The sequence below is a fragment of the Acinetobacter sp. 226-1 genome, from assembly GCF_030329325.1.
GTDB classification, from domain to species: Bacteria; Pseudomonadota; Gammaproteobacteria; order Pseudomonadales; family Moraxellaceae; genus Acinetobacter; species Acinetobacter sichuanensis.
The window spans coordinates 225,267-249,183 of the sequence record NZ_JACANU010000004.1 but is presented as its reverse complement, the minus strand read 5'-3'; the positions used below and the strand labels follow the sequence as shown (position 1 = coordinate 249,183).

At 37.4% G+C, this 23,917-nt stretch carries 21 protein-coding genes; 7 read left to right on the top strand and 14 right to left on the bottom strand.

Annotation, left to right across the window (positions count from 1 at the left end):
• The first annotated feature begins 18 nt into the window (after positions 1-18).
• Positions 19-1,206, top strand: a complete 1,188-nt coding sequence (locus tag HX124_RS09845; protein WP_286382513.1) for a helix-turn-helix transcriptional regulator — start codon at positions 19-21, stop codon at positions 1,204-1,206.
• A gap of 8 nt (positions 1,207-1,214) precedes the next feature.
• Here HX124_RS09845 and HX124_RS09840 read toward each other — a convergent pair whose 3' ends face one another.
• Entirely contained in the window at positions 1,215-1,754 is a 540-nt protein-coding gene (locus HX124_RS09840) for a lecithin retinol acyltransferase family protein (protein ID WP_107008825.1), read from the bottom strand.
• 220 nt (positions 1,755-1,974) lie between these two features.
• On the opposite strand from HX124_RS09840, the gene HX124_RS09835 reads away from it, so the two are divergent.
• Positions 1,975-2,703, top strand: a complete 729-nt coding sequence (locus HX124_RS09835) for a phosphodiester glycosidase family protein (protein WP_286382572.1) — start codon at positions 1,975-1,977, stop codon at positions 2,701-2,703.
• 555 nt (positions 2,704-3,258) lie between these two features.
• On the opposite strand, the gene HX124_RS09830 is transcribed toward HX124_RS09835, so the two are convergent.
• The 7 genes from HX124_RS09830 to HX124_RS09800 form a co-directional block, all read right to left on the bottom strand.
• Positions 3,259-4,959: an arylsulfatase gene (locus tag HX124_RS09830; RefSeq protein ID WP_286382511.1), complete on the bottom strand. Its 1,701-nt coding sequence runs from the start codon at positions 4,957-4,959 to the stop codon at positions 3,259-3,261.
• A 223-nt stretch (positions 4,960-5,182) separates the two neighbouring features.
• Positions 5,183-6,244 (bottom strand): NADH:ubiquinone reductase (Na(+)-transporting) subunit F, encoded by a 1,062-nt coding sequence (locus HX124_RS09825; protein WP_107008823.1) that lies wholly within the window; start codon positions 6,242-6,244, stop codon positions 5,183-5,185.
• 12 nt (positions 6,245-6,256) lie between these two features.
• Positions 6,257-6,619: a phenol hydroxylase subunit P4 gene (locus HX124_RS09820; protein WP_107008822.1), complete on the bottom strand. Its 363-nt coding sequence runs from the start codon at positions 6,617-6,619 to the stop codon at positions 6,257-6,259.
• 216 nt (positions 6,620-6,835) lie between these two features.
• A complete protein-coding gene (locus tag HX124_RS09815; RefSeq protein WP_286382507.1) occupies positions 6,836-8,383 on the bottom strand; it encodes an aromatic/alkene/methane monooxygenase hydroxylase/oxygenase subunit alpha in 1,548 nt (515 codons plus the stop codon).
• Positions 8,384-8,437: 54 nt separating this feature from the next.
• Entirely contained in the window at positions 8,438-8,707 is a 270-nt protein-coding gene (locus tag HX124_RS09810; protein WP_286382505.1) for an MmoB/DmpM family protein, read from the bottom strand.
• Between the two features lie 11 nt (positions 8,708-8,718).
• Positions 8,719-9,720 carry an aromatic/alkene monooxygenase hydroxylase subunit beta gene (locus HX124_RS09805; RefSeq protein ID WP_286382503.1) on the bottom strand — a complete coding sequence of 334 codons (1,002 nt, stop codon included), beginning with the start codon at positions 9,718-9,720 and terminating at the stop codon, positions 8,719-8,721.
• A gap of 94 nt (positions 9,721-9,814) precedes the next feature.
• On the bottom strand, positions 9,815-10,099 hold the full coding sequence (locus HX124_RS09800) for a phenol hydroxylase subunit (RefSeq protein ID WP_107008818.1): 285 nt from the start codon (positions 10,097-10,099) through the stop codon (positions 9,815-9,817).
• Positions 10,100-10,468: 369 nt separating this feature from the next.
• Between HX124_RS09800 and HX124_RS09795 the strand changes: the two genes are divergently transcribed.
• From HX124_RS09795 to HX124_RS09780, 4 genes are all read left to right on the top strand, one after another.
• Positions 10,469-11,719, top strand: coding sequence for a dienelactone hydrolase family protein (locus HX124_RS09795; protein ID WP_107008817.1), 1,251 nt, complete (start codon positions 10,469-10,471; stop codon positions 11,717-11,719).
• 12 nt (positions 11,720-11,731) lie between these two features.
• Entirely contained in the window at positions 11,732-12,517 is a 786-nt protein-coding gene (locus HX124_RS09790) for an SDR family oxidoreductase (RefSeq protein ID WP_286382501.1), read from the top strand.
• Between the two features lie 88 nt (positions 12,518-12,605).
• Positions 12,606-13,844 (top strand): styrene monooxygenase/indole monooxygenase family protein, encoded by a 1,239-nt coding sequence (locus HX124_RS09785; protein ID WP_286382499.1) that lies wholly within the window; start codon positions 12,606-12,608, stop codon positions 13,842-13,844.
• Between the two features lie 11 nt (positions 13,845-13,855).
• On the top strand, positions 13,856-14,383 hold the full coding sequence (locus HX124_RS09780) for a flavin reductase family protein (protein ID WP_286382498.1): 528 nt from the start codon (positions 13,856-13,858) through the stop codon (positions 14,381-14,383).
• An 80-nt stretch (positions 14,384-14,463) separates the two neighbouring features.
• On the opposite strand, the gene HX124_RS09775 is transcribed toward HX124_RS09780, so the two are convergent.
• The 4 genes from HX124_RS09775 to HX124_RS09760 form a co-directional block, all read right to left on the bottom strand.
• Positions 14,464-15,486 carry an AraC family transcriptional regulator gene (locus HX124_RS09775; protein WP_174492785.1) on the bottom strand — a complete coding sequence of 341 codons (1,023 nt, stop codon included), beginning with the start codon at positions 15,484-15,486 and terminating at the stop codon, positions 14,464-14,466.
• Positions 15,487-15,715: 229 nt separating this feature from the next.
• The gene (locus HX124_RS09770; RefSeq protein WP_286382496.1) at positions 15,716-16,789 is read right to left on the bottom strand and encodes a nitrilase-related carbon-nitrogen hydrolase; all 1,074 of its coding nucleotides are present in this window, start codon (positions 16,787-16,789) and stop codon (positions 15,716-15,718) included.
• A gap of 277 nt (positions 16,790-17,066) precedes the next feature.
• Entirely contained in the window at positions 17,067-17,531 is a 465-nt protein-coding gene (locus tag HX124_RS09765; protein WP_286382494.1) for a MarR family winged helix-turn-helix transcriptional regulator, read from the bottom strand.
• A gap of 66 nt (positions 17,532-17,597) precedes the next feature.
• Positions 17,598-18,017, bottom strand: a complete 420-nt coding sequence (locus tag HX124_RS09760; RefSeq protein WP_107008810.1) for a hypothetical protein — start codon at positions 18,015-18,017, stop codon at positions 17,598-17,600.
• 143 nt (positions 18,018-18,160) lie between these two features.
• On the opposite strand from HX124_RS09760, the gene mobR reads away from it, so the two are divergent.
• Complete coding sequence (gene mobR, locus HX124_RS09755; RefSeq protein WP_286382492.1) at positions 18,161-19,831, top strand: phenol degradation transcriptional regulator MobR; 1,671 nt, start codon at positions 18,161-18,163, stop codon at positions 19,829-19,831.
• A 33-nt stretch (positions 19,832-19,864) separates the two neighbouring features.
• On the opposite strand, the gene ppk1 is transcribed toward mobR, so the two are convergent.
• Positions 19,865-21,955, bottom strand: a complete 2,091-nt coding sequence (gene ppk1, locus HX124_RS09750; RefSeq protein ID WP_286382490.1) for a polyphosphate kinase 1 — start codon at positions 21,953-21,955, stop codon at positions 19,865-19,867.
• 178 nt (positions 21,956-22,133) lie between these two features.
• Positions 22,134-23,579, bottom strand: a complete 1,446-nt coding sequence (locus tag HX124_RS09745) for an OmpP1/FadL family transporter (protein ID WP_286382488.1) — start codon at positions 23,577-23,579, stop codon at positions 22,134-22,136.
• Between the last annotated feature and the right edge of the window lie 338 nt (positions 23,580-23,917).

Below are 23,917 nucleotides of genomic sequence, written 5' to 3'. Positions count from 1 at the left end.
TTGTGAAATATAAAAGCAATGAAAATACTTGATAAATACTATGAAGAAGTATGTGATTTAATTTATCAAATTCCATTGTGTAAAGATGGGTGGATTAACTTTTCTGAAAAAATATTAACAATTTTTGATGCATCATATATGCATATTCAAGCTATAGATTTTAGTTTTAATGTAGTCTCTTATAGTAATGGTGTAGGTATATTAGATTATAAACATTATGCAGAAGCTGAATTATATTATTTACGTTATCCTATTAATGCTGATCCACGATGGGAACAGTTTTTAGATCCTCAGCGAGTAGGTTGGTATCAGTGTCATACTCATCTATCGGAAGAATTTGTTAAAAATTCTGATTTATATCAAAAAATATTATTACCAATCGGCTTGAGATATGTCGCGACTCATGAACTGATTTGGGATGAAAAAATTTGTATATTTTGGAGTATATCGACATCTGAAAAACGTGGCTTCCTTGATGCTCAAGAGATTGATTTTCTAAATAGTTTGTTGCCGCATTTAAGGCGTATTGTCAGTGCGCAGCGCCATTTATATGAATTATCTCTTGATAATATTGTTGGTTATAACTTAATAGACCGTTTAACATTGCCGATTATATTGCTTAGTTTATCTGGGCACGTTGTTCATTATAATCCTAAAATGAGACAGTATTTAAAACTTAATGAAGCAATCCAAATAAAAAATACACAACTCTGTTTACCTAAAACCTATCAAACGATTTTAAATAAAACACTCTATGAGATTGAACATGCTTTTCGTTATCAACAAGAGCAGTTAGAACAGTTTAATCAGCTTAAATTCTCAGTTGTTGATAAAAACCATGATTATTTTTCCTTTACAATTAGTTTACTTGTATCAGAAAAAGAAATGTCATTTTTTGGAATTCGACCTTTGGTCATGTTAACTTTTGAACGAGATGTACGAGAAACTTTACAGAATGTACAGTTAAATATAGAAAGGTATTATTTATCACATGATATTTTAAAGAAAATATATAAATTATCAAAACGTGAAATTGAGGTTTGTGAATTATTTGTAAATCGGCAAAATTTAGAAAAAATTGCTCAAAGAATGAATATTACAATTAGTTCAATGCGAACATATATGAAAAATATATTTTTAAAAACAGAATGTAATTCTCAAGTAGAATTAATGCAATTATTAATGAGCATTAGTATATTAGAATAGTTCGGTTGTTATTTATTTTTAGTTTGTTGATCTCTTAATGCTAAATAAGTGACTAAATCCATTTTTGCACGTTCTTTCAATTTCATTTTAATATAAATGACGAGTGCAAAACAGGTCGTTGCAATGGTGAGAAATAAGCCATTCATATAGGTCATCATTGAACTCACATAACCGATTGTGGTCAGGCGGTGCATCATTTTAACCACTTGCGGGCTGCTCTCAATACCAGTAATTGCCCATGTACAAAGGTGTTCACAATTATTCACGATGAGATGGTAATTATTTTCGTGCATACGGCTGCGCATACGACGAACAATATGGCGTCCTTTAAACTTAGGTTGTTCATATAAACGAATGATGATTTTTCTATTGCGTGCAAATTTATCGAGTGTTGTGATCTCGATGGGACGCTTTTTAAAAAAATGTGCAAAACCAGAGTAATGAATGACACGACCTTTACCAGCGTAAATGCCATGATGACTATAACCAAAGTTTTTTACAATAAGATGTGTACCAAGCGGGTATCGAACTAAACGTTTTTTTTGCATATTCCACTTTGTTCCAATAAAAGTGTACAAACGTATTTTATTGAAAAAATAGTCACATTATAGCGAAGCCCAACTAAATGTGCAGCATTGAAAGCAAGAATTAAGTAAAGATTTACAACTAAATAATGAATTGATACTCATTTACTTTTAATATTCGGTTTGGCACATTAAAAGAGCATTGCAAGTGAAAGTTTTAAATCCGTTTGAGCGTATTTCATTGATGATCTTCAGTATTTTTTCATTATCAACATCTGGCGTTCACGCAACAACTGAATATATAAAAATCGAAAAAAATCATGACACAATTGCTGATGTTGTACATATTCGCCAGTTAAATCAGCTTAAATTGTTTTTAAATGATACAAAGCAGCAGCCGTATAATAAAATTAAAGCAATCGCAAAAAATTTACCTCAGTGTCAAGTTTTAAGCTTTGCAATGAATGCAGGAATGTATCATGTAGATTATTCAGCAGTGGGTTTATATATTGAAAATTCACGACAAATTTCAAGTTTAAATACACAAAAGAAAGGGTTTGGTAACTTTTTTATGCAACCTAATGGTGTGTTGGCATGGAATGATCAACACGCAATGATTCAAACGACACAGCACTATGCAAGCTCTGGGTTTAAAGCCAATTATGCCACTCAATCGGGTCCAATGTTGGTTATAGATGGGGAAATAAATACTTCATTTTTACCGCAATCAGACTCATTAAAAATACGCAATGGGGTCGGCGTTAAAAACAATGAATTGTATTTTGTGATTAGTCGAGGAAAAATCAGTTTTTATGATTTTGCAAAAATTTTTAAAGATGATTTAAAAATTGATCAGGCATTATATTTAGATGGCTCAATTTCAAGTGCTTATATTCCACAAGCCCATAGAAGTGATCATCGTTTTAATTTGGGACCTATTGTTGGATTTGTAGAGAAAAATAGTTGCCCATAATCTTATAAAATTGAAGTCAAAGACTTATTTTTCAAGAGGATTTTTATGTTGGGTGATGCTAAAGGTTCATCCTAAGCTTGCTTAAGACGAACTTTAGATTTAAATATCAGACCAACAGATGAGTTTTATTCACTGATGTTACGCATTGGATTTAAATTAAATAGCTGAAAAAAGCAAAAGCTAAATTTACATGACGGAGTCTTACATCTAAAGTTTAAATTTGGGATCAGCCACTGCGTCTTGCACTTCGTCAAAGTATACTTTGACTTGCTCAGGCTCGACCTACTCTTACGAAACGATGTTTCTCATTCGGCAAAATGAAAAGCGAAGCTTTGCAAGAAAACCATCTTGCGGACTCAAAATATATTTTGAGGATCCTCACCGCAAAACTCGTCGACTACCGCAAATTAATAAATACATCGCAGAAACATTTCTATCTAAAGTAGTCCTGCCTCAAACACGTTGCGGATGACGTTTCCGTGTATCTACATCTTTCTAACTCCAAAGTTTAATTTTAGAGTTACTGCGTAACATCAGTTATTCAGACAGGGTTTTTTAAAATTCAGGCTGAATACATTGATCATAAAAACAATTCATTTGCCCATATTTATAACGCACAGGGGCTTCAACGACTCCAACACGTTGTGCATATTTTTGCCATTCTTGGGAAAGCTCTTGTATTTTATCTGGATGTTGTGCTGCCAGATTATGTAAATAACTCGGATCTAATTTACGATTGTATAATTCCCATTCGCCTGTTCCATAAGGTGCAGCTTGTCGTTGCACAGCCCAATCACCTTTATATAAGGCACGGCGTGTATTAAATTCCCAACCTAAAGCGCGCTCTGGTAGAGCCTTTCCTTTAAATACAGGTAAAAAAGAACGACCCTCCATATTCAGCAAAGCTTGCCCATTGAAACGAGTCGGTCGTTTTGCTTGTGTGAGTTCAAGTACAGTGGGTACAAAATCCATCACGTGAATCGTTTCAGTCTGTATTTGACCTGCTTTGATTTGACTTGGATATCGCATAATGGCAGGAACATGAATACCGCCGTTGGATAACATACTTTTAAAATAAGGCAAGGGCGTAGATGCAACTTGTGCCCATTGTGGTCCTAATGTGACATAGGAGCCTTTTTTACCCATATTTTCAAAGGTATTATTAAATGTGGTATCTACCCATTCACGGATGCCATTTTTGTCTTCTGTTGTGCCTAATGATTCTGGTGTTGATGATTCCGCGCCATTGTCAGACATAAATAAAATCAGCGTATTATCTAATTCACCTGTACTTTTTAAATAATCAATCATACGACCAATATTATGATCCATATTGTCAATCATCGCGGCATAGATCTGCATGGTTTTGCTTTGATCTTGTTTTTGCGCTGGAGTGAGTTTATCCCATGTTGGGAAGACATCCATTAATGGATTATTAATTTTTGTACCTTTTGGAACAATACCCAATTCAATCATTCGTTTTAAGCGTGTTTCACGAATTTTTTCATAACCTTCTTGATAATGACCTTCATATTTTTTTAGATATTCATCTGGTGCTTGTAAAGGCCAATGTGGTGCTGTAAATGCAAGATAACCAAAGAATGGTTGATCCTTTTTACGGTCATGGGTGAGGTATGAGATCATTTTTGTGGTGAAAAAATCACTTGAATAAAATTTTGAGGGTAAGGTTGTTTCTTTACCATCTTCAAAGTAGCGTGCTTTATAATTACCAGGGAACATTTGGCTAGCATCCATATGCGCTGCGCCGCCTGGCATTAAAGTAAATGAACGATCAAATCCTCGTGCTTTGGCATGGCTATCTTCTGTTGCGCCTAAGTGCCATTTACCTGTTACAAATGAAGCATAGCCTTCTGGTTTTAAAATTTCAGCTAAAGTAATCACTCGATGATTTAAACGACCTTCATAACCAGATTTATCTTTTTGTTCTGGTTGTAAAAACTCAGCCATACTGCCTAACCCAGCTTGATGGCTATCATTTCCTGTCAGTAACATAGAGCGTGTCACGGAACAGGTTGGACCTGCATGAAAATTACTCAGTACAGCGCCTTCTGAAGCTAATTTTTTCAAGTTAGGTGTTGAAATTTCTCCACCAAAAGGTTGTATGTCCGAAAAGCCTAAATCATCTGCAACAATGACCAAAACATTGGGTTGCTTTGTGGGCGTTGCATAAACTGAAAGACTGCTGAGTAAAGTTGGAATAAATACAGCGGCAAGTGCTAATTTTTTAGTAACCATAACGAATCCTTGATAGTGGTTATTTATGTCGGTGAAATGATGATGTGCATGGCAAAAGCTGTCCGATTTTTACATCAAACTTTGACCATTTTGCGTTTTATGCTATCGGTAAGTATTTTGTTTAGATCAATTTCATCCTAATGCTTCGGCTAATAAAATTTAGATCGAATGATCTAGAGCGGACATGCAATAGATCATTCGAAAGTGGATATTCAGTGTGGGCTTAAATATGCTTAAACAATGCCGAACGTGATTGCTCATTGGCACCATCAGCAGCACTTAAAAAACGCTCAGTATGAATGTCTTTTTCAAATAAACGGCTTTGCATCAGGGTAGAAATAGCCGCATCAATCATTGGCGGTGGACCACATAAATAAGCTTTATGACCGCTGCATTTATTTTCAAAATAATCAGCAACGGCTTCATGCACAAAGCCTGTGAAACCTGTCCATTGGTCTTCATCTTTAGGCGCATTTAAAGCAGGGATATAACGGAAATTTGAATATTCTTTCATTAAATTTTCAAAAATTTCACGGTTATATAGCTCAGCAACATCACGCGCACCTTGGAACAGGTAAATAATGCGTTCATCACCAGATTCGAGTAAATCCAGAATCATGGATTGCGGACTCGACAGACCTGAACCGCCTGCAATGAAAATTACACCACGATCATCCGATTTACGCACAAAGAATTGACCATAAGGACCTGAAAGGTCAATTTCATCGCCTTCTTGCAGATTGTCATGCACATAAGTGGTTGCTGCACCACCTGCAACTTTGCGGATATGCAGCTCGATGATGCCTTCTTCATTGGGTGAGTTGGCAATTGAAAAAGCACGTGTGCCTTCAATATCAGGCAATTGAATATTGACGTATTGACCTGCCTGAAATTGCATAGCACGGTCAATTTCCAAACGAATGCCTTTAATGGTTGGTGAGAGGTCTTTAATTTCGATGACTTTGGCTTGGTAGTCTTCCACCAAATAGCCTAAGAAATCGTCATCTTCATCGACATCCGCCTCAATCACCATGTCAGATTCAGGTTTGCAGCAACATGCCAAAACCTTATTTTCCTCACGTTCAATGTCCATGAGTGCAAAAGATGATGCTTCACCGATATCAAAGAAACCATCCGTCACTTGTACTTTACAGGTTCCGCAAGTACCGTGTCCGCAAGCAAAAGGCAGCCAGACACCTTGACGTAAAGCTGCATCTAAAATGGTTTGATCTTCCTCTACCTCAATGGTCATGCCAATCGGTTCAATGGTCACTTGATAAGTCATACACGTGCTCCTTTAAACATGACTGCCGTTATAGCCATTGAGATTTGGCGTCACGAAGCGTAGAAGTGATTTATGGTCAAAGCCCAATTCTTCCAATGTTTTAGAAAAATCATTGGCAATGCGTTGACGGTTTAAGGTGAATTGCACATTTGCCCAATCAATTTGTTCAAACTCAGGATGTTGATGAAAACCGCCTGTAATTTGTTGATCAATCAGGTCTTGTAACGTTTGTTTTGGCGACACAAGCAGGGCATGTGCGGCACAAAACAGGGTGTGATGATCCCACCCCACATAAATTAAAATGTTATCGCCGTAATTTTTTTGCTGATCGCGTGCTTCAAATTCGTAGTTGGCTTGAATGGCTTGTACTGGCATGAGAATACTCCTAATGTCCTTGTATAGATCTCTTTCATAAATCAAAAAATGTTGGCTGAATTCATCTTGAAAATTCCTAACCGTGTCCCTCTCCTTAATAAGGAGAGGGGATTTTCATTGTGAATTTCATTTTGTACATAAAGTAATTTTTGAAAGAACTCTTGTGAAGCCATTCCAAAAAATTTATTCATGAAATGGCTTCTATTCCTTAATGATTTAAGCGGTTTGACCTTTCCATTTTTTCCAACGTTCTTGGTCAGGTGAGCCTTCGATGTCCAAGTTGTCTGCGCCGACATTAAAGTTGTAGTAGTCACGTAATATGCTTTCTAAGTCAGGACCACCACAGTTGCCTTGTAGAATTTGGTTGACCGGTAACCATGCCTGAATATATTTCTCAGGTTCACGTTCAAAAATGTCATGACAGCCATCTGAACAGGTGTGATAACGCTCGCCTTTATAGATCGAATCACGATAGCTGAACATGGTTGGGTCGCCATCCATTTCAGTAAAGGTCATTGGAACCTGACAGATTTGGCACAATTGTGGTAAGCCATCGCTATAGAAGCGTTTGCCTTCAGCTTCCATTTTGCGTGCCAATTCCCACTTCGGACGGTAGTATTTGTCGAATGTGTCAGGGTATTTTTCAGAAAGCCAATCCATTTCTTCATCCGTTGGAATCCATGTATGGAAGCCCGCTGCATGACCGAAGTTATAGAAAATCCACCACGCTTGATGTGAAACGTGTTCTTTCTCTTTTTCAATGACTTCTGAGTATTTCGGCATACGGATACCGTATCGGCTCAAGTCTTTGAACAATGCGCCGCCTGCTTCTTCAAAATAAGTTTCCCAAGCTTCTTTCCACGACATCACTTTGTTTGGCAACATGTAGTCCATCATCATGCCGACGATTGACAGCAGACGTGTGCCACGCCAGAACCATTTATCAATCCATTCCTGTACGATTGGCACGTTGTCTTCATGCTGTTCAAGTAAGAATTTGACAATTTCCAAACCAAGCGTCATGTGACGTGCTTCGTCTGACTGTGCAGAGAAACCGAAAGTCACAGTTGCCATATCACCGTTGTAAGCTGCTCCCGACATGAAAGGAACAAACAATAAGTTAGTAAGGACATATTCAAATGCAAAGCTGATCGCCAATAAAAACTCAAATGGTCCTGCTGAACGTGCATCTTCAAAGAAAGACTTAGGTACAGACAAATACCAAACACGGTCATGCATGTGCGCCCAATCTTGGAAGCCATCAAAGAACTTGTTGTAATGGCTCATCGCATGGATTTGGGTTTGCACATGGCGCAGTTCATCAATCGATTGCATTTGTGATGCAATACGTGCACCGATACCACTAAATTGACGACCTACATGTGCATAGCCTTGATACGCTTGATATTCGAGCGGTGTGACTGCGGTTAAAAAAAGTTTAATCGCATTTAAATAACGTTCATTGGAAACGTTTAATTGCCCATTATTTTGTGCAAAGGCATCAAAAATGGCATAGAGTTTTTTCTCTTTTTCCGCTTGGTATTTCCAATAAGAATCCATCGTTAAGCGGAATGGATCTTCCCACTTTGACCAATCGGTGATTTTAATGCCTTCAAATTCTTCATATGGAAAAGCATCTTTGCGGTCTGCATAGGAAAAATCCCAGTCCAGATCACGGGTCAGCATGCGATAACGGTCTTTGGCATTGAGTTTTTTTGTTGCTGTTTTTGCAGCAGTTTTAGTATTTTTAACATCAGTATTCATGTTGATCATCCTGTTCAATATCGAAATTCAGTGGCGTATAGGCTGCCTAAATTCTTAATTCCATTTCAGTGTGAAAGTGTCATCATCTTCATCGACGTTGCCACCCAATGTGATCATGTTGAGTTGTAATTCCTGAATGTCCCAGTCCTGTCCAAGTTTTTCAGAAACCGTTTCAGCACGAATCACCAATTCACCGACATTTTCCACACGGATCATGGCAGGGAGGTACTGAATAGTTGCTTCAGGGTTGTCTTGTTCAATCGCTTCAATGATGTAGCGTGAAGTGTCGTTGTCTTGTAGTGCTAAATAAACTTTTGATGTCATGGTGCAATTCCTTATGCAATATTGAAAATGTCAGCTAAACCTGCTTTTTTACTGCGTTCAGCAATCACAGCCAGTCCTTGTTCGATTTCGGTATCATTCAAGGCTAAAGTTGCCCATGCACCGAAAGCTTCTTGGACTTGTGGTAACAGTTCAGCAACCCAATTTTGGATCAGGGCTTTATTTTCTTCTGATTCAGCAATTGCCAGTTTGAATACAGGGTCTGACCATTTGCGTAAATCGGTTAAACAGTCCTGCATAAACTCAGTCAGCATTGCCACATCACGCGCGCCATTTTCAACCAAGAGTTGGTCGAATTGTCCATACACCAAGCTTTGCATTAAGCTATCAATGAGTAAGTTTTGCAGCACAAACAGTTTGAACCAGTCTTGTTCAGTCAGGCTGAGTTCACACAGTTTGCGGAGAGGTTGCCAAGCGGCATCATTCATCCAGGCATTTTTTGCTTGTTGCAAAGACTCACCTGTATTGCCATCCAGTAATAGACCAATACGGGAAATGTACTGTGCCATACCAAGACGATCCATGGCTGCAAACATGCAGGCTTGGGTAATGACTGTGCCATAACCATAGGCACTGCCTGACATCATGTGCAGATTTGCCGTTTGTTCAACGTAGCGGAAAGGTAGTAGGCAAGTGATGATTTTTTGTTTGATTTCATCACTGATATTTTCCACCAAATGACGCTTTTCAAAGAATGCATAATTGCTTTCAGCCACATCCTGTAAACGCGCACGGTGTTGTACATAAGCCCCATAATAAAATTGGCGTGGGTCTTTAAATACATACCAGTCTTGCATGTGTAGCGCAGTATAGCTTGGGTCATTTAAGGTTTTTGACGGATTCCATAAAGGACGATAATGGAAGTTGGCTGCACCTTGAATATCAAAGCTGACTTCTTGATAACGTGTCGCAGGCTTATGACCAAAACGGCGTTCGATATACGCATAAGTTTGGCGAATTGGCGCGACATTGGACGTTTTAATTTCTAAAGTCATCGTGATCTCCTTATAGATAAAACTCAGATCTTCTTGATCTGCATCATTACGGCTTAAATTGCTTTGAAACTGAATTTTCGAAGTCGAAAATGGCTTATTGGTCTTGCTTCAGTGCGTGTTGCGCAATCGGATTTAACACATCGGGTTCTTCGCCATAACGCCATTTGTCTTCCTGAGCGTCATTCCATGCTTTTTGTGCTTCGGTCATTTCAACCACTTGGTTAATTTCACAAAAATGTTGAAAAGCTTGTTGCGGTAAAACCAATTCGACAAAAAGCGTCGGGTCTTGAATAGCAAAATCAAATTCAACAAATTTGGCATTGCGGTCACCTGTAACACGAATGTATTTGGTGAGTTGATCCTGAGTGGTCTGATTCATAACGATCATCCTTTTGTCTTTTACACTGAAATCATTTCAGTGGTGCAAGTGTGCATTTGCTCTATACATTTCAAGAACTGTGCCAACTTTTATATTATTATATATTTCAATAGCTTAAAATTATATTGAATAAACTTGAGTATTTTGATCAAGATGAATTCATGATTTAATGAAATGAATTTTACTGAATTTTAATGATTTGATGAAATTCTGAAAATGGTTTGAATAAATATCGCAATCGCTTAAAAATAAGATAAATTTTCAAAAAAATAAAAGCTGCAATTTTTGGATAGTGATTGCAGTTCTTGTCCTATCTGATTATTTGGAATCTTTGCATGATGTGGAAAACAACAAGCAAGGATGAAGGAAATGTCAGGAAAATATATTCAAGTGACAACCGCAACAGGGAACCAATACAAAGCTTACTTAGCAACTTCTGTAGATGGTAAAGGTCCGGGTGTTGTGCTGTGCCAAGAAATTTTTGGTGTTAATCAAGCCATGCGTGACAAGGCAGATTTACTTGCAGAAGAAGGTTATAGCGTTTTAGTACCAGATTTATATTGGCGAATCGCACCTGAAACAGAGTTAGGTTATGGTGCTGAAGATTTTCAACGTGCATTTGAGTTGTATCAACAATTTGATGAAGATTTAGGTGTACAAGATATTGAAGAAAGTTTGGCTTTTTTAAAAAGTTTAGATGTATGTGATGATCAAGCACAGCAAGCGGTGGTTGGCTTTTGCTTAGGTGGAAAATTGGCATATTTAGCAGCGTGTCGTATTCCAAATCTGGCGTGTTCTGTAGCGTATTATGGTGTTGGGATCGAAAAATCACTTGCTGAAAGTCAAAATATCCAAGGCAAATTGTTATTACATATGGCGGAACTGGATCAATTCTGTCCTGAAAATATTCGCCAAGACATTCAACAGGGTTTAGCGCAGATCAAAGGCACAGAAGTCTATGTTTATCCGCAGGTAGATCATGCTTTTGCTCGTCCAAGAAGTGAACATTTTGATAAAACTGCCGCACAAATTGCTCATGAAAGAACAGTTGCTGCATTACGTAAAACCATCGGTCCTGATTATGATTTAGCAGCCCTGTGGGAGGAACACATTCGCCATGAGTTTGATACACGAGATGTCCCTGCAACCATGGCAACCATGGTGGCTGAGCCTTATGTGAATCATATCCCAACCATGACAGGCGGTGTGGGTTATAAGCAACTGTCACGTTTTTATCAGCATCATTTTGTTCATCAAAACCCTAAAGATATGAGTCTGATTCCAATTTCTCGTACAGTGGGAGCAACCCAAGTTGTAGACGAGTTCATTATGAGTTTTACCCATGATGAAGAAATTGATTGGCTGATTCCGGGGATTGCACCTACAGGTAAAAAAGTACAAATCCCAATGTTAGGTGTAATCAAATTCCGTGGTCCAAAACTATGTCATGAACATATTTATTGGGATCAAGCAAGTGTGCTTGTTCAGTTAGGTGTTCTCAATCCACAAGGTCTACCTGTTGCAGGTGTAGAAACCGCACAAAAATTGATAGACGAATCTTTGCCTTCAAATACCTTAATGCCATCTTGGTCATCAAGTGAAAAGAAATCAGTCGCTTAATAGGAGTTGGTAATGAAGATTGAATTTAAAGAAAAAACAGTCATTGTGAGTGGTGGTGCAACGCTGATTGGTCAAGCTGTGGTTGATGCCTTTATACAAACAGGTGCAAATGTTGCGATTTTAGATATAGATCCAGCAGGGCAAAAAATCGCAGATGCTTATACAGACCAAGCTTTATTTATTGAAACAGATTTAACCCATGATACGCAACTTAAGGATGCAATTTGCCAAGTTCAGCAAAAGTTTGGGCAAGTTCATGTTTTAGTCAATTTAGCATGTACATATTTAGATGACGGATTTCAGTCGAGTCGTCAAGATTGGCTCAAGGCTTTAGATATTAATTTAGTTTCAGCTGTAGAGTTAACTCGTGCTGTGTATACGGACTTAAAAGCAACACAAGGTTCAATTGTTAATTTTACCTCTATTTCAGCGCAATGTGCACAAACAGGTCGCTGGTTATATCCCGTATCTAAAGCTGCAATGCAAGCATTAACCAAAAGTATGGCAATGGATTTTGCAGCCGATGGTATTCGCGTAAATTCAGTTTCACCGGGTTGGACATGGTCACGTGTAATTGCGGAAGTGAGTGGACAAGACCGAGCAAAAGCAGATCGTGTGGCGGCAGATTATCATCTTTTAGGGCGTTTAGGTCACCCTGAAGAAGTGGCAAATGTGGTGCTGTTCTTAAGTTCTCAAGCTGCGAGTTTTGTGACAGGGGCAGATTATGCTGTAGATGGTGGTTATAGCGTGATGGGACCAGAGCAAAATCAACCCGCAATTCCACGTTTAGCAGATTAATCATTTTTAGATAACGATAGCTTTTAGGTAAATACAGCTTAATTTTACCCAAAACAAAAATTTCATGGATTGAATAAGGAAATATCAAATGCGCAAAATAGCAATCGTAGGTGCAGGTCAGGCAGGTTTACAACTTGGTTTAGGGCTTTTAGATAAAGGCTATGAGGTTAGTATGTATACCAACCGTACCGCTGAGCAGGTTAAACATGGCAAAGTCATGTCGAGTCAATGTATGTTTCATAATGCATTACAAACCGAACGTGATTTAGGTCTAAATCAGTGGGAAGAGCAATGCCCTGCAGTAGAAGGGATCAGTGTCACGTTGGTAGAACCAGAGAAAAAAGAGAAAGTTTTTAGTTGGAGCGCACGTTTACAACGCTATGCTCAATCTGTGGATCAGCGTGTCAAAATGCCAGAATGGATGGGTGAGTTTGAGCGTCGTGGCGGAAAGTTAGTGATTCAAGATGTAGGTTTAGCTGAATTAGAACAACTCGCTGAACAATATGAGCTTGTTTTATTGGCAGCGGGTAAGGGCGAAATTGTCAATCAATTTGGTCGTGATGATACACGTAGCCCATTTCAACAACCACAACGTGCATTAGCTTTGACTTATGTTAAAGACATGCGTCCAATGTCACCTTATTCACGTGTCGCTTTTAACCTGATTCCTAACGTTGGTGAATATTTCTGTTTTCCTGCACTCACAACCAGTGGACCATGTGAAATCATGGTCTTTGAAGGGATTCCAAATGGTCCAATGGATTGTTGGCAAGAGGTTAAAACACCAGAACAACATTTGGCAAAAAGCTTAGAAATTTTAGAAAAATATATACCGTGGGAGGCTGACCGTTGCCAAAATGTCGAATTAACAGATGATGGTGGTTATATTGCAGGGCGTTTTACCCCGACAGTACGTCATCCTGTTTTAACTTTGGCATCAGGTAAAAAAGTCTTTGGTATGGCAGATGCTTTAGTGGTCAATGATCCTATTACTGGTCAAGGTTCAAACAATGCAGCCAAATGTTGCAAGGTGTATTATGATGCGATTTTAGCACATGCTGACCAAGCATTTGATGAAGCATGGATGCAGCAAACCTTTGATCGTTATTGGGATTATGCACAGTATGTCGTGGACTGGACTAATAGTATGCTACGCCCACCTGAGCCACAAATGATAGATGCTTTGGTCGCTGCTTCTCAAAACCAACACATTGCTGCACAAATTGCTAACAACTTTGATGATCCACGAGGGTTTTCTCCGTGGTGGTTTGATGCAGAAGCAAGTCAGCAGTTTTTACAAGGCACTGATTTAAATCGTGTGGCATAAGGAGTATGGCTATGAATCATTCAGTATCATCTTTAGGTTTAGCTGCAATTAATGTCAATGAACCACGCCACATTCGTAATTTGTTAGGGCAATTTGCGACGGGTGTCACGGTTATTACGACTACAGGACAAGATGGACGTAAAATTGGTATGACCGCAAATTCATTTTCATCTTTATCTTTAGAGCCGCCTTTAATTTTATGGAGTTTGTCTAAAACTGCACCGAGTTTACCCGATTTTGTTGCTGCACCACATTTTGCGATACATGTGTTAGGTCATCATCAGCATGAGGTTTCTGGGCATTTTGCGCGTGGTGCTGAAGATAAATTTTCCAATATTGATCATCAGATGTGTGATCTGGGTTTACCGATATTACAAGATAGTTTGGCTACTTTAGTCTGTCGAAATGTCAACCAATATGAAGGTGGAGATCATCTGATTTTTATTGGAGAAATTGAGCATTATCAGCAAAATGATGGTGATCCATTGGTTTTTCATGCTGGAAAATATCGCATAGCCGCACAGCATCCAAACTCATGATAATGAATGTTTAAAATGCCATAAAGGAGCTGATCAATCAGTTCCTTTTTTTATCTATAAAAAATAGAAAACTCAAATGATTAACGCAAAAATTTAACTTTAGTTTCTGATGGGCTATAGCCATAACGCTTTTTATATTCTTGGGAGAAACGTCCTAAATGCGTAAATCCCCATTTCAGTGCAACTTCAGTAATTGCTTGATTTCCTTGAATGAGCTCCTCATGAACTTGTTTAAAACGTAACTCTTTTAGATATTGCATAGGTGTCATATTTAGATACTTTTGAAAACCCAAAAATAAACTACGAACACTAATACCTGCGTGTTGTGCCAAGATTTCAATTGTTAAATTTTCATGTAAATGAGCATGAATATAGTCTTGAGTGCTTTTAATAAAATGCGGTGAAATCTGTCGTTGTTGGGTCTGCGATAATTGAGCTTGATAACTGTGTGTTTGACCATAAAGTAAAGCATTATAAATATTTGCTTCAAATTGTTGTAAAGCTAAAGGATGCTTCAATGGATGATGATCTGTATGAATTGCCTGTAAAAGTTGTTGGAAAAGTTGTAGAAAATATTGCCCACTGACCTGTGAAAAGTCGAGTTTTGGATCAAAAATAGGATGAGTTAAATTAAAATTTGCTAAATGTTGTTGGCAATGTAGCAATAAGCGATCTTTACTGATTTTTAAAATCATTTGTGGAGCGCGCGCTTTCCATTTCATTCTTAAAGGCATATCTGGAGATAAAAGCGCAGCAATTTGTGAATAGGAAATAAATTTTTGTTGTTGAAATTCAATTTCAGCATAACCTTCACAAGGAATTTGAATGAGATAAAAATCTGTTAAACAGTCGGGTTCAATATAAACGTCTAGACCATATTCCAAACGGCTCACTGATAAATGACCACAACGAATATGGTGCATTGAAGAAAGTGTCGATGAAGACGAACAGGCTTTTAAACGATGAGGTTTAAGTACATGTGCGACATTGTGTTGAGTTTCAGCCAGATCCGAGTTTTTAAAAATAAGTGATTGTTGTGAAAACAAGGTATTCGAAAATGGCGATACAAATGCTGAATGTTCAGTCTGAGTAGGTGTAGACATAGCTGATTCCTTTAGCTAAGTACATTATTTTATTAAAATATAAAGATATAGCTCCTGCCAAAACCTCGATATTTTTGTACAAATGAATAGGATAAAACATGAATAAATAAGAAGTTGACTGAATTAGTCAGGAAAATCAAGTGAATTTAGATAAAATAATCACATGAAGAAGTGCTATTGAATGGATAGCACTTCGAGTCATTATGATGTAGGTTTTGTCAGTCAAAACTTAGAGATCATAACTACTTTTTTTCCAAATACCCAAATCAATCATTTTTTGAATTTGTGGCTCAAGCACTTGCTCTTTATACGTTGCATGGTTGCTTTGTACACCATCAAGGTACAAATTTTTAGGATAAATATTGTTTTGATAAATTAATTGAGCACATTCAGAACGAATATCTTTCATCCAGTTTGACACTTGAGAATGCGTACGATGATAACGTAAAGCTTCAATGTCAATCACACCTGAAACATAAGTTGAGCCATTAGCATCACTTTGTTTTCCAACTATTCTACCTTTATAATCAATAACTTGTGATAATCCGCCGCCACAATCAATAGGTGCTAAAGTATTTTCATCTAAATACATTCCGCCAATATTCGGTGCAACAACATACATATTATTTTCAAGAGCACGTGCGCGATTCGAAATTTCGAAAATATCATTTTGGGTAAAAGGTGTCGGTAGAGAAGCGCGATAAACCACTTCAGCACCATTCATGGCAAGCCCACGACCATTTTCAGGGAAGTTACCTTCCATTGCCATCATAATACCTAAGCGACCAATTTCAGTATCAACTACAGGCCAAAACGATTGTAAGTTATAACCGTATTTTTCTACCCAAGCATCAAATAAGTCATGAGGAGAAGCTGAACGTTCACAAGGCAGTAGAGCAGACATTTTGTGATGTTTTAGAATAATCTCACCTTGTGGATTAATAATAAAACCCACATTAAACATAATGCCTGACCAGTCTGGATCTTTGACTTTTGCTTGCGCCATAATAAAAACATTATGGCGTTTTGCGAGTTCACCTAAACGATCAGTTTCAGGACCCGGAATTTCCATCGCACCATCTGCAAGAAAATCTGCAATGGGTGTATCAAGTGCTTCATCGTTAAATCCTTGTAAAGCACCTTCAGGTAGTACTAATAGTCTTACAGGCAAATCTAGGGAACTTAACCATAATGCTCCTGCGGTCAGTTCCTCTAAATGAGAAATATTTTTCATAATGTCAGCACGACTTTTAATTCCCCAAATGGTTGGAACTAAACCAACAACTCCATAAGGTTTAACCATAATAAACATCCTTTTTAAAATAAAAGTGAAAAGACTGACAAAGCATTGTCATCAGCTTGTCTATTTAAGTTATCAGTATGCTGATAATATTTCAAATATTATCTGAGGAAAATCTAAAAAATGATCATCTGACAGAAAAATGATGAAAATGAGAGAGCAAATAAAATTTGATATTTTAAAAAGCTAAAAAACCCCTGTCTTTTTCAAGAGATCAGGAGTTTTTAGGCAAATTTAAAAAAGTAAAACGATCATCACCTTAAAAATGATGATGAGTTGACTATGGTGACGGTGTTTCAATGTGCGGAATATAAGCAAGCCATTTACGTAAAGTTGCTATTTCTTGTTCAGAAAAATCGTGCTCAAGTTTGTCTTCTAGCTGTTCAATGGCTTCGGTAGCATCCAACAAAACTTTTGAAGCATTGTCTGTGATTTCAATACATTGAACTTTTTTATTATGTGGATGGGCATTTTTGGTGACCAAATCCATTTTTTCCAATTTATTGATCATTAAGTTAACGGTTTGTGGTGTTAACGATGCATAACGAGCAATGTCTGCATTTGAACAACTTGGGTAAACAGAAACAATTTTTAAAATCGTAAATTGGGGTGGAGTAATGGCATATTCTAATAAGACTTTTTCCATTTTGAGATGGTAGGCATGAGCCGCTTGTCTGAGTAAAAAACCGAGATAACCCTGTTCAGGGCTAAACATATCTGTTGCTTGGTGAAATTGTTTTACCATAGTGCTAAAGTGCTTTCTCTTTAAAAATAATCATATAAAAATATAAAGCTATCTTAAATCATCTTTTTATAGACTTAGATAGGATTGTTGTAAGGCTTTCGCATCCGCTAAAGCATAATGAGGCTGTTCAGATAAAACCGCAGTTGTTCGTTGTTCTAGCCATAATTGCATGGTCAATGGTGGTGTGATCATACAACGACCCGCAGCTAAAATAAGACTACGGCTAAAAAGAGCAAGGTCTTCTGGCCAGTCTGCAATGATATTGATCTGTTCATATTGTAATAAATAATCATGTAAGCGCTGCTGAAAAACTGAATAAGAAACAGGGGCTTTTTGAGTAATAGGCAAAACATTTTGCTTGACCCATTCTACAGGTGTGGGGCATTCTAAAACTTCATAGAAAAATAGTCCGTGTTCGTCCACCAATGCCATGGAAATCAGTTCACCACCGAAACCATTAAACTCACAATCTAAAAATAAATTCATTTTTCTGCCTTATATTTTGAAAATTTAAATCAATATGTGAGTAAATACTCAAAAGGTATACTGATATGCTTCTAAGGTCATACAGTTTTATACACTAAAACCAGTATCATTATATATGGACATTGACCAAGGAATGGGATGCCATGCGAACAAAAGATGAAAAATCTTATAAACAATATTTTGAACAGAGTAAAGAAATTCAAGATTTACTCGAAAAAATCCATTTTGATACTGAGTATGGGCAAATTTGGTTCGATGAAAACCGTATGTTGCTGATGCATACCAGTATGATGGGATATTTACGCAAAGACTTATATGAAATGTTGGGTTGGGAGCGCACAAAACATTTTTTTATTCGTTGTGGCTATCAGTCAGGTATGCGTGATGCTGAAGTTACCTCTAAATTACGTCCAAATTTAAATGAAATAGAAGCTTTTATGGCAGGTCCACAAATGCACGGCATACGAGGCATGGTGCATGTGGAAGTCAATGAACTGAATTTAAGTCATGATTTAAAGCAATTTTATGCCGATTTTAACTGGAAAAACTCATTTGAAGCGGAGGTACATTTAAGCGAGTTTGGTATGGCTGAAGAGCCATCATGTTGGATGCTGTTAGGTTATGCTTGCGGCTATACAAGTTTTGTCATGGGGCAAACGATTATTTATCAAGAAACGCATTGTGTTGCTCAAGGAGATGAGTGCTGTCGAATTATTGGTAAGCCATTAGCAGAATGGGAAAATTCAGAGGAACTCATCCGCTTTATGTCACCCGATCCTGTATCAGATGAATTAATTGCTTTACAGGCTGAGTTGAATAAACTTAAGAAAAATATTTATACGGATGCAGAGTCTGATTACACCATGTTTAAAGCAGTGGGCGAATCAGCAGCCTACCGCAAGGTTTGTGATTTATTAAAAAAAGCAGCAGGAAGTAAAGTTGCAATTTTATTGCAAGGTGAAACAGGGGTAGGTAAAGAAGCTTTTGCACGTGGCGTACATGATGGCAGTCAGCGTCGAAATGAACCTTTTGTTGCTGTGAACTGTGCTTGTATTCCACCAGATTTAATTGAAGCTGAATTATTTGGTGTAGAAAAAGGAGCATTTACAGGTGCATCACAAACTCGAATGGGTAAATTTGAGCGTGCGCATGGCGGTACGATTTTCCTTGATGAAGTGATTGAACTATCTCCTCGTGCGCAAGCTGCACTATTACGAATGTTACAAGAAGGTGAATTTGAACGTGTTGGTGATCAGCAAACCCGAAAAGTAGATGTCAGAATTGTGGCAGCTACGAATGAAGATCTAGAACAAGCTGTTAAGGATGGGCGTTTCCGAGCAGATTTATATTATCGTTTAAATATTTTTCCAGTGCGTATTCCTGCGCTACGGGAACGTCGTGAAGATATTCCTTTATTGGTCGAATATTTTATCAAACGTTTTGAAAATTTATATGGAAAAACCTTAAAAGGCTTGTCTGATAAGGCTTATAGCTTTGTGATGAAATATGATTGGCCGGGAAATATTCGAGAATTAGAAAATTTACTGGAACGAGCAACACTCCTGACAGACCATCAACAAGACATTAAACTGAGTAGCTTATTTCCACAGCTTGATGAGCAGGAACACAAGCAAAAAACTGTTGTAAATCGTTTAGATGACTTGTTGGCAGATGGTTTTTCTCTGGATCAATATGAACAAGAAATTATTATGACCGCGATGAATAAATGCAAACAAAATGTCTCAGAAGCTGCACGAGTATTGGGCATTAGCCGTGCAACTTTAGATTATCGTTTAAAGAAAATGGTATCTTAAAAGCGCATTTTAAAATAAAACTTTCATATAACATCAAGCAATGGTCTTTATAACACGTTGTTCCATTAAGTATTGCTGTGCAATAAATGGTGTTTCATGTTCTGTGGCTTGCAGTGCTGTCCACTGCCCATTGGCTGCAAGCTCCCAAGCCCGAACATTGTCTTTAAGATAGTTCAGTAACCCATCTTCAATGATTTGCTTACGCAGTTTAGGCGCTTCAATCGGGAAACAGGTTTCCACACGAGAAAATAAATTACGTCCCATCCAGTCAGCACTTGAACAATAAAGCTTCGCATCATCATTATTTTGAAAATAATACACACGAGTATGTTCTAAAAAACGTCCCACGATAGAGCGAACCGTAATATTGTCTGATAATCCTGCAACTTTTGGTCTTAGACAGCAAATAGAGCGAATAAGTAAGTCTACTTTTACACCTGCTTGTGAGGCTTTATATAAGGCAGCAATAAGTTTTGGTTCTGTTAGAGCATTGACTTTAATAATAATATGCGCTGCAAGACCTGCTTGAGCATGCTGAATTTCTTGATCAATTAAATTTAACAACTGTGCATGTAAAGTAAATGGTGCATGAAATAACTTTTGTGATTTTGCCATACGTCCCATGCCTGTAAGCTCTTGGAAAATTTTATGAACATCTTCACAAATATCTAAATCCGTCGTCATTAAGCCATAATCTGTATACATTTTGGCATTACCTGCATGATAATTTCCTGTGCCTAAATGTACATAGCGTTTCAACTTATCTGCTTCACGACGCACAATTAAAATCATTTTAGCATGTGTTTTATAGCCAACGATTCCATAAACGACAACAGCACCAGCTTCTTGTAAAATATTGGCGACGATGATATTTGACTCTTCATCGAAGCGAGCGCGTAATTCAATGATTGCAGTGACTTCTTTGCCATTTCTGGCTGCTTCTGCTAAAACTTGGACAATTTCCGAGTCTGGTCCGCTACGATACAACGTTTGTTTAATAGCGAGAACATTGGGATCTTTGGCTGCTTCTTTTAATAAACTAATGACAGGTGTAAAAGAGTCAAATGGATGATGCAATAAAACATCACGTTTACTTAAGACTTCAAATATTTGTGCGGTATTACGCACTACTTTAGGAATAACAGGTTGAAAAGGTTTAAAACGTAAGGCAGGAATATCAAAATTCGCCACCAGACGCGCTAAATTTACAGGACCATCGACTTGATACAAATGCATTGGGTCTAAATCGAACTGTTCCAGTAAATAATGGCTAATCGGTTTTGGGCAGTTTTTTGTCACCTCTAAACGTACTGCACGTCCAAAACGTCGAGAAGATAATTCATCTTTTAAGGCTACGGCTAAGTCATCTATATCTTCAGCAAGTGTTAAATCTGCATTACGAGTGACACGGAATTGATAGCAACCTGTTGCCACCATGCCCGGAAATAAATCACTGATATGTTGTTGAATAATCGCAGAAAGCAAAATGTAATGTTCTTCGCCATCAGTGAGTTCTGCTGGAAGTCTCACCAGTCGTGGTAGAGAGCGGGGAGCAGGGACAATCGCCAGTTCAATATGTCGCCCAAAAGCATCTTTGCCTTCAAGTGTCACGATAAAGTTCAGACTTTTATTGACTAATCGAGGAAAAGGATGCGCAGGGTCAAGACTAATCGGGGTAACTACAGGTTGAACTTGTTTGAAAAAGTAGTCTTTAATCCAATCTTTATGTTTTTCTAAAATATCTGCAAATTGAATATAACGTATGCCAAAATTTTGCAATTGTGGCAAAAGATCATCATTTAATATTTTATATTGTTCTTCTAGGGCTTGGCGAGCAAGTTCAGAAATCTGCTGAATAATCACTTCATTGGGAATACCATCAGGAGAGGTGGTAATGGTGTTCATATCTAATTGTTTAATTAGACCTGCTACACGGATTTCAAAAAATTCATCTAAGTTTCTTGAAAAGATAATCAAAAAGTTTAATCGCTCTAATAAAGGATGATTTTGATCGTTTGCTTGAGCGAGTACACGTTTGTGGAATTCTAAAAGAGAAATTTCACGATTAATATAAGTATCTGAACTGTGTTGAAAATTTTCTAAATCAGGCATGATCTTCGTCATTTTTAAAGGTCTGTGTAAGCTTGCATGGCATACTAAGATTTATATATGACAGTTATGTTACATTCTCTCCTGAATAAAAATTTATTTTTTTTCAAGGCTTAACAGAAGATCAAACTTGAGCATCATACAGACATATTCAAAGGAAAATATCTGTATGATTTTTTATCATTGTGCTGACTTAAAAACGATGATTTAACTGTAAACCAACGGTATGAGCCGTATTTTTATATTCAGCAGAATAGTTTGCGTTACTTTTTTCTTGATGAACACGTGCTGTATTTTCGAAAATATACATATAACCTGCATCAATTGAAGTATTTGCTGTTGCTTGATAGTTTGCGCCTAGGCTGACAATATTACGATTGCCTAAAGGAAGACGTACTGTACGATGCTCAGTATCTACAGGGCTTTGATCGTAGGCATAACCTGCACGAACTTTCCAATGCGGATTAACACGATATTCAGCACCCACATTGAACATCCAATTATCTTTAAACTTTAACACTTCATCATGGTTGCCTGCCAGTTGAGCATCGACCATTTTTTTGATTTGATTGATTTCTTCAGGACTCAGTTTGCCAGAAGCAAGCATTTGCCCCAATAATCCAGCCAATTGTGCATTTTGTGCTAATAATAAATCGGCACTAAAACCTGTTTCTGGGCTGAGTGTACCTAAGCGACTCCAACGTGTCCAAGTCGCGCTACCTAGTAGGTTTAAGTTTGGTGTAACTTGATAAGAAACTGATAACTCAGCACTTTCAGGTGTTGTTACTTTTAAAGATGCATCTTGTGATGTCATATTTAAAGCATTTAATGGCGGTAATGCAGCAAGGTCAATCCCTTTTTGTGCCAACAACGCTGCTGCTTGTGGATTTGCCAACAAAGCCATTGGGTTTAGCCCTTTAAGATAAGCTGTATCTTTTAATTTATATTCAACTTTTGAATGATATGTTAAACCAACATGCGTTTTTTCAGTGGGATGTAATAATAGTCCGAGATTATAACCTCCTGCAAAATCCTCACCTTTTAAACCTGTACGGTCTGTTTGACCTGTTAAGCTTTGGTTAATTTCACCGTCCATACGGTTGATGGTCGCACCAAGACCTACAGAAATTTTAGGGTTAATTTCATAAGCAATAGTAGGTTGAATAGTCACCACTTTAACTTTGGTTTTATCGCCAAAAACAGAACCTTGGAAGTTGGTTTCATAATTACTCGAAATCCCAAAAGGAACGTAAATACCGAGACCTGCCGATAAACCATCAATTAAATGATTGAGTGGAACAGAGGCATAGCTTGAACCTAAAATCACTTCAGGTACAAAGTCGCCATCATTGCTTCCTTGACTGGCTAAGCCTGAACCTTGTGTATTTTTAAGATCAGAATAGGCTTTTACAAAAGTAAGATTTTGGCTGATTTCAGCATGTTCTAATTGTGTAATCCCAGCAGGGTTGCCATAAAGAATAGAGGCATCTTGGACATTTGCCCCACGTCCTGCATAAGCTGAGCCCATTGCAGAAATACTTTGTTCATTTACAGCATAACCTTGCGCAAATGTTTGTGTTATAGAACCTACACTGATGAGCGAGATTGCAATAGTGATCAACTTAGGTTGCATACGCATGTATTTTTCATCCAAGACATTATTATTACAGAGGAGTAAAATCTAAAAAACAGATTAATTACTCTAAAATCAGCAGGCGTTGTAACATAATGAAATATATTGAACAATTCTCATAAAATAAGAAAATGTTGTTTTATTCTTCGATTTTTAGATAAATGAATACTGAATCAATAAGTTGTATTCCTTGAATAAAATCACATAAAAATAACCAAATGTTCGAAAAATAGTAGAGTAATTATTCTATTTTTATTGAAAGTGATATGTTTTAAAAAAACAAAGTCTGGGATTAAATTTTAAATTTAGTCAAAAGTTCTAAAAAAGAAAGTATATAAAATCTT

Bases quoted from the DNA above. Each gene is read 5' to 3' on its own strand.
- HX124_RS09785 (WP_286382499.1), top strand. From the start codon at position 12,606: ATGCGCAAAATAGCAATCGTAGGTGCAGGTCAGGCAGGTTTACAACTT.
- HX124_RS09780 (WP_286382498.1), top strand. From the start codon at position 13,856: ATGAATCATTCAGTATCATCTTTAGGTTTAGCTGCAATTAATGTCAAT.
- HX124_RS09825 (WP_107008823.1), bottom strand. From the start codon at position 6,244: ATGACTTATCAAGTGACCATTGAACCGATTGGCATGACCATTGAGGTA.
- HX124_RS09800 (WP_107008818.1), bottom strand. From the start codon at position 10,099: ATGAATCAGACCACTCAGGATCAACTCACCAAATACATTCGTGTTACA.
- HX124_RS09815 (WP_286382507.1), bottom strand. From the start codon at position 8,383: ATGAATACTGATGTTAAAAATACTAAAACTGCTGCAAAAACAGCAACA.
- HX124_RS09760 (WP_107008810.1), bottom strand. From the start codon at position 18,017: ATGAATTTATTTTTAGATTGTGAGTTTAATGGTTTCGGTGGTGAACTG.
- HX124_RS09775 (WP_174492785.1), bottom strand. From the start codon at position 15,486: ATGTCTACACCTACTCAGACTGAACATTCAGCATTTGTATCGCCATTT.
- HX124_RS09745 (WP_286382488.1), bottom strand. From the start codon at position 23,579: ATGCGTATGCAACCTAAGTTGATCACTATTGCAATCTCGCTCATCAGT.
- HX124_RS09770 (WP_286382496.1), bottom strand. From the start codon at position 16,789: ATGGTTAAACCTTATGGAGTTGTTGGTTTAGTTCCAACCATTTGGGGA.
- HX124_RS09795 (WP_107008817.1), top strand. From the start codon at position 10,469: ATGTCAGGAAAATATATTCAAGTGACAACCGCAACAGGGAACCAATAC.
- HX124_RS09845 (WP_286382513.1), top strand. From the start codon at position 19: ATGAAAATACTTGATAAATACTATGAAGAAGTATGTGATTTAATTTAT.
- HX124_RS09810 (WP_286382505.1), bottom strand. From the start codon at position 8,707: ATGACATCAAAAGTTTATTTAGCACTACAAGACAACGACACTTCACGC.
- HX124_RS09790 (WP_286382501.1), top strand. From the start codon at position 11,732: ATGAAGATTGAATTTAAAGAAAAAACAGTCATTGTGAGTGGTGGTGCA.
- HX124_RS09835 (WP_286382572.1), top strand. From the start codon at position 1,975: ATGATCTTCAGTATTTTTTCATTATCAACATCTGGCGTTCACGCAACA.
- HX124_RS09820 (WP_107008822.1), bottom strand. From the start codon at position 6,619: ATGCCAGTACAAGCCATTCAAGCCAACTACGAATTTGAAGCACGCGAT.
- HX124_RS09830 (WP_286382511.1), bottom strand. From the start codon at position 4,959: ATGGTTACTAAAAAATTAGCACTTGCCGCTGTATTTATTCCAACTTTA.
- mobR (WP_286382492.1), top strand. From the start codon at position 18,161: ATGCGAACAAAAGATGAAAAATCTTATAAACAATATTTTGAACAGAGT.
- HX124_RS09805 (WP_286382503.1), bottom strand. From the start codon at position 9,720: ATGACTTTAGAAATTAAAACGTCCAATGTCGCGCCAATTCGCCAAACT.
- HX124_RS09840 (WP_107008825.1), bottom strand. From the start codon at position 1,754: ATGCAAAAAAAACGTTTAGTTCGATACCCGCTTGGTACACATCTTATT.
- ppk1 (WP_286382490.1), bottom strand. From the start codon at position 21,955: ATGACGAAGATCATGCCTGATTTAGAAAATTTTCAACACAGTTCAGAT.
- HX124_RS09765 (WP_286382494.1), bottom strand. From the start codon at position 17,531: ATGGTAAAACAATTTCACCAAGCAACAGATATGTTTAGCCCTGAACAG.